Annotated in this window: 4 protein-coding genes; 1 reads left to right on the top strand and 3 read right to left on the bottom strand. The window is 36.8% G+C overall.

Translation table 11 applies throughout. The annotated features are described in order from the left end of the window. The first annotated feature begins 159 nt into the window (after positions 1-159). Entirely contained in the window at positions 160-375 is a 216-nt protein-coding gene (locus tag HMPREF9420_RS03490) for a hypothetical protein (RefSeq protein ID WP_007134053.1), read from the top strand. Positions 376-585: 210 nt separating this feature from the next. Here the strand turns inward: HMPREF9420_RS03490 and HMPREF9420_RS03485 are convergent, their stop codons facing one another. The 3 genes from HMPREF9420_RS03485 to rfbA form a co-directional block, all read right to left on the bottom strand. After that, entirely contained in the window at positions 586-1,014 is a 429-nt protein-coding gene (locus HMPREF9420_RS03485) for a BT0820 family HAD-type phosphatase (RefSeq protein ID WP_007134052.1), read from the bottom strand. Further along, complete coding sequence (locus tag HMPREF9420_RS03480) at positions 1,014-3,551, bottom strand: GumC family protein (RefSeq protein WP_007134051.1); 2,538 nt, start codon at positions 3,549-3,551, stop codon at positions 1,014-1,016. Before HMPREF9420_RS03480 ends, HMPREF9420_RS03485 begins: the two co-directional genes overlap by 1 nt. Positions 3,552-3,607: 56 nt before the next feature. After that, a partial coding sequence (rfbA, locus tag HMPREF9420_RS03475; RefSeq protein ID WP_007134050.1) for a glucose-1-phosphate thymidylyltransferase RfbA occupies positions 3,608-4,490 on the bottom strand: 883 nt, incomplete at its 5' end.

Raw genomic sequence — 4,490 nt, 5'->3', positions numbered from 1 at the left:
TACAGATTTATTATGTATCTTTGTTCCTTGATGAATATATGGACATATTTATGTACTAGAAAGTAGATTTATACCGTAAAGTTACAAATTTGTATCTAAATCATCAAATCAAGAGTTGTTGTTAAATATTAAACTCTATATCATTCTTTAATTTAAACCATGAAGAAACCTTATCTAAAACCAGAATCCATCGTGTACGCTTTGGCTTATGAAGCAATTTTGTTAGCAGGGACAAATTTACATACAAGTGGAGGAACACAAAGTAATGCGACAGAAGAATTAAACATAGATGTTTCTAATGCAGATAAGTTACCTAAAAGATTTGAACCAAATGCAAAATCTTTTGAGGAGGCATTTGATTTTAACTGGGAATAATAGAATGTCGTATTGATTAACACTAAAAAGAGATTTTTAGTGCAAGAATGCGTAGTTCTATGTACTAAGAATTGAATAGGGGAGTGAGAATGTATGTTCTGTTAAACTAAGATATATTCTAAAAGGCTATTATAGCCTTGAGATAGTTGAAATAAAGCTAACTAATAAAAATGGAGTCTGAATTTCACCAGACTCCACAAATATTTATTTTTAGAACTGCCACCAATGTTTTTTATGATTTTTATGATGGGGAAACCCTTTAGATAATTGATCTTTTAGAAGATGATAATAGCTAACTCTATCATGAATCATTCTGTAAATCTGTCCCCAATCAGGTAAACCTCCTACATTTCTATCATCAATAAACATATCCACTTTAAGCTTTCTTGAATAATGATTGTTATTCTCAATCCTTTCTTCTGGATAATCTCGGTTTATAGCCCAAAACTCAACACCACGTTGTCTGCACCATTCAACTGCTTCATCTAAGGTTTTTCCCTCTCTGACGCTCCATAGGATAAGTTGATGTCCGTCTGTAATAAGTTGGCGAAGTGTATCTATTGCAAACGGAATCTCTTCTCCTATAGCTGGATATTCATGGGTAACAATTGTACCATCAAAATCTACTGCTATCTTCATTACTGTTTAATAGAATTATCATTTTTATCTCGGTATGCTCCGTCATTATTGTCGTAAGAACCATAACTGCTATAAGAGTTATATGATTTAGCCATGTATGACCCATTATGATAAGTGCCATAACCATATTTAGCATATTTACCATATTTCCCATATCGGCCATATCCATAGTAGTAACCATACTTCTTCTTCGTCATATCGAGTCCATTGATAACGATAGACATATTTGGAAGTTTCTTTTCTGCAGCCAAATCATTTACTAAAATGAAGCTATCTTTAGGTGTATAATCAGCTCTACATAGGTATACTGTGGCATTAATGATACGAGAAACCTGTAGTGTATCTGTAACCAATCCTACGGGAGCAGTATCTATAATGATATAATCATACATTTCCTTTAGGTTATCTATGATGTGATCGAGACTATCTCTTGCCAACAATTCAGATGGGTTGGGAGGGATAGGACCTGACATTAACAGATCCAAACGCTCGTTTACACCCGATGGTAAGATTTGAGCCTTTATCTCTTCTTGCGTAGAATGACTATGTGTTAAGAGTCGAGTGATGCCATGATGGTGGTCTTTTATCTCAAACAACTCAGCCAAACGAGGCTTACGAATATCAAGACCTACAAGGATAACTTTCTTTCCTAAGAGTGCAAAACTAACAGCAAGGTTAGCTGCAGTAAACGTTTTTCCTTCCCCTGATGTAGTCGAAGTAAATGCTATTACCTTTTCGTTCTCTTTGAGCATAAACTGTAGATTCGTCCGCATTCCACGGAAAATCTCTTCCATTAAGTTATTCTTGTTCTCATGAACTACGATGTCTGCTTTCGTTTTTGCTTGTTCACTTGCAATAGGAACATCACCTAAGATTGGTAGTTTTGTTAGTTTAAGTACGTCATTTCTACCTTCAATCTTGTAATGGAAGAATTCTAAAATAATGATGATAACAGCAGGAATAGATAGTCCAATGATTAGAGCAATAAGATAAATCATGGAATTATTCGGACTAACTTTACCACCAAATTCAGGTTCATCAATTAATTTTCCTTTGTCAGCTATTGCTGCAAGCGAGATAGAATTCTCTTCTCTCTTCTGTAATAACATTAAAAGTAGCCCGGATTTTACCTCTTGTTGCCTTCCTATTTGAGTTAGAATACGTTCCTGTTCTGGCGTTTCTCCAACCTGTCCACTGTACTTGTTGTACTGATTTAATATAGCATCTCTTTGTATCTCTAATCCCTTTTTGGCTTGTATTGAGGCCCGACGAATACTATTGTTTAAATCGTCAAGTTGTGCAGTTAGCGGTTGAATAATAGGACTTTTCTCGCTTGCACTGCGAAGAAGACGATTTCTTTCTAAGGCAATCTCATTATATTTCGTAATTAACGAAGAAGTACTCTGGTCTGAAAGTCCAATATTTTCCGGAATCGGTTCATAGCGATTGATAGCTTTATTTTGATAGCTTGTGACCTCATTCAATAGAGCTATTTGCGTGTTTGCTTGCGTGAGGCGTTGACTAAACTCGTTTTGATTGCTGAAAGCATTGCCTGCATTCATCTTCAGTTCAACCATATTATTACGCTTCTTGAAGCTCTCAAGCTGTCCCTCTGTAAGTCCTAATTCTGCACTTATCTTCTCTAAACGAGAATTAATGAATTTATCCGTACGCAAAGCAATCTGATTTTTGTCTTCATTTGCTTGTCGATTATAGCAAATTGAAAGTTGTTTCAGGTAGTCAATAGCTCTTTGTTGGTTCACATCTCTCAATGTTAATTGTGCTATTGTTGTAGACTTTGCAGTCTGGGAGACGGTTAAAGCCTGTTGATATTGATAGGCTGCGATGTTTGGAGAGGTTAGGACGATATGTATTTTTACGTCAGGAGTCATCTTTACTGCATCGAGAGCAAGATTCTCTGTGATAGTCATTATACCAGCCTTTGTATAGATAATCGTTGGAAATCTATTGAAAGTCTTGTTTAATGTGTATGGACCTTTAGAGTGAGTATCATCAATTGGTACGGAGTAGGTACCTGTTAGATGATACTTTCCATCGCTATATGTGAGCTGCATGTCGAATGGACTATTGATCTTTTCTAAATTAACAGGGTCAAGATCAATCTTTAGCGGCTCGTTTTTATAAAGCAAAACTTCTTTAAATTTGCCTTCTGTTGTGTAAGTCACATATAGTTTTAAGTCTCTTACAACACTTTGTGCCAGCGTATGAGAAGTAAGAATTTCCATCTCATTATCAATGCCGGTAGAATTTGAAATCACTCCAAGATTACTGGAATTTTGGATAGAATTTCCTCTTCTTCCACTCTGTTCTTCCTTAATTAAGAGTTTTGCATACGCCTGATAAACAGGTGTTGTATACCTCAAATAAAGGTAAGCACATGCTAAACAGATAAGTGCTGATGCGACAAACCATGTCCAGTTCAAAATGAGCGAAGTGTATATCGCCCTCAAATCAATGAGTGTTTTCGTTCCTTCTTGCTGATTTACCTCAGCTGTTTTTACTTTGTTATCGTCCATAAGTCTACATTTAATCGTGTAGTGTTACCTCTAAATACGTTTAATTACTTTATATTTTATATTCGTTTCTCGTTTATAATCTCCATAAGATATTGCCCATAAGCATTCTTTAGCATAGGTTTTGCATCTTCAATCAGTTGCTCTTTGCTAATCCATCCTTGCTGATAAGCAATCTCTTCAAGGCAAGCTATCTTCAATCCTTGACGCTTTTCTATAACCTCAATGAATGTACTTGCTTCTGAAAGACTATCATGTGTGCCCGTGTCCAACCATGCAAAGCCACGCTGAAGTGGTTTTACTTTCAGGCTGTCTCGCTTCAAATATTCTTGGTTGACCGTAGTTATCTCTAATTCTCCGCGAGCACTTGGTTTAATGCTTTTTGCAATTTCAACCACACTATTGGGGTAGAAATACAGGCCAACCACGGCATAATTGCTCTTCGGATGCTCTGGTTTTTCCTCTATACTCAAACATTTGCCCTGAGAATCAAATTCAGCTACGCCATAACGCTGTGGATCATTGACATAATATCCAAAGACACTGGCTTGTTGTTTCTGTTCCGCATCAATGACGCTCTCCTTGAGTAGTCCCGTGAAGCCAGCCCCATGGAAGATATTATCGCCAAGAACCAAGCTCACAGCATCGTCACCAATGAACTTCTCTCCAATGATAAAAGCTTGTGCAAGACCATCAGGCGAAGGTTGTTCTGCATATTCAAATCTCACGCCAAGCTCATGTCCATCACCTAATAGGCGCTTAAATCCCGGCAAATCAAAGGGAGTTGATATAATCAAGATATCTTTAATACCAGCCAACATCAATACTGATATCGGATAGTAAATCATCGGTTTATCAAAAATAGGAATCAATTGTTTACTGACGCCCTTTGTAATGGGGTACAGACGTGTGCCTGAGCCACCAGCCAAAACAATACCTTTC

This window comes from Segatella salivae DSM 15606, assembly GCF_000185845.1.
GTDB lineage: Bacteria > Bacteroidota > Bacteroidia > Bacteroidales > Bacteroidaceae > Prevotella > Prevotella salivae.
Note: the sequence above shows the minus strand (reverse complement) of the source record. Positions and strands in the feature narration are given on the sequence as shown.

Bases quoted from the DNA above. Each gene is read 5' to 3' on its own strand.
- HMPREF9420_RS03490 (WP_007134053.1), top strand. From the start codon at position 160: ATGAAGAAACCTTATCTAAAACCAGAATCCATCGTGTACGCTTTGGCT.
- HMPREF9420_RS03485 (WP_007134052.1), bottom strand. From the start codon at position 1,014: ATGAAGATAGCAGTAGATTTTGATGGTACAATTGTTACCCATGAATAT.
- HMPREF9420_RS03480 (WP_007134051.1), bottom strand. From the start codon at position 3,551: ATGGACGATAACAAAGTAAAAACAGCTGAGGTAAATCAGCAAGAAGGA.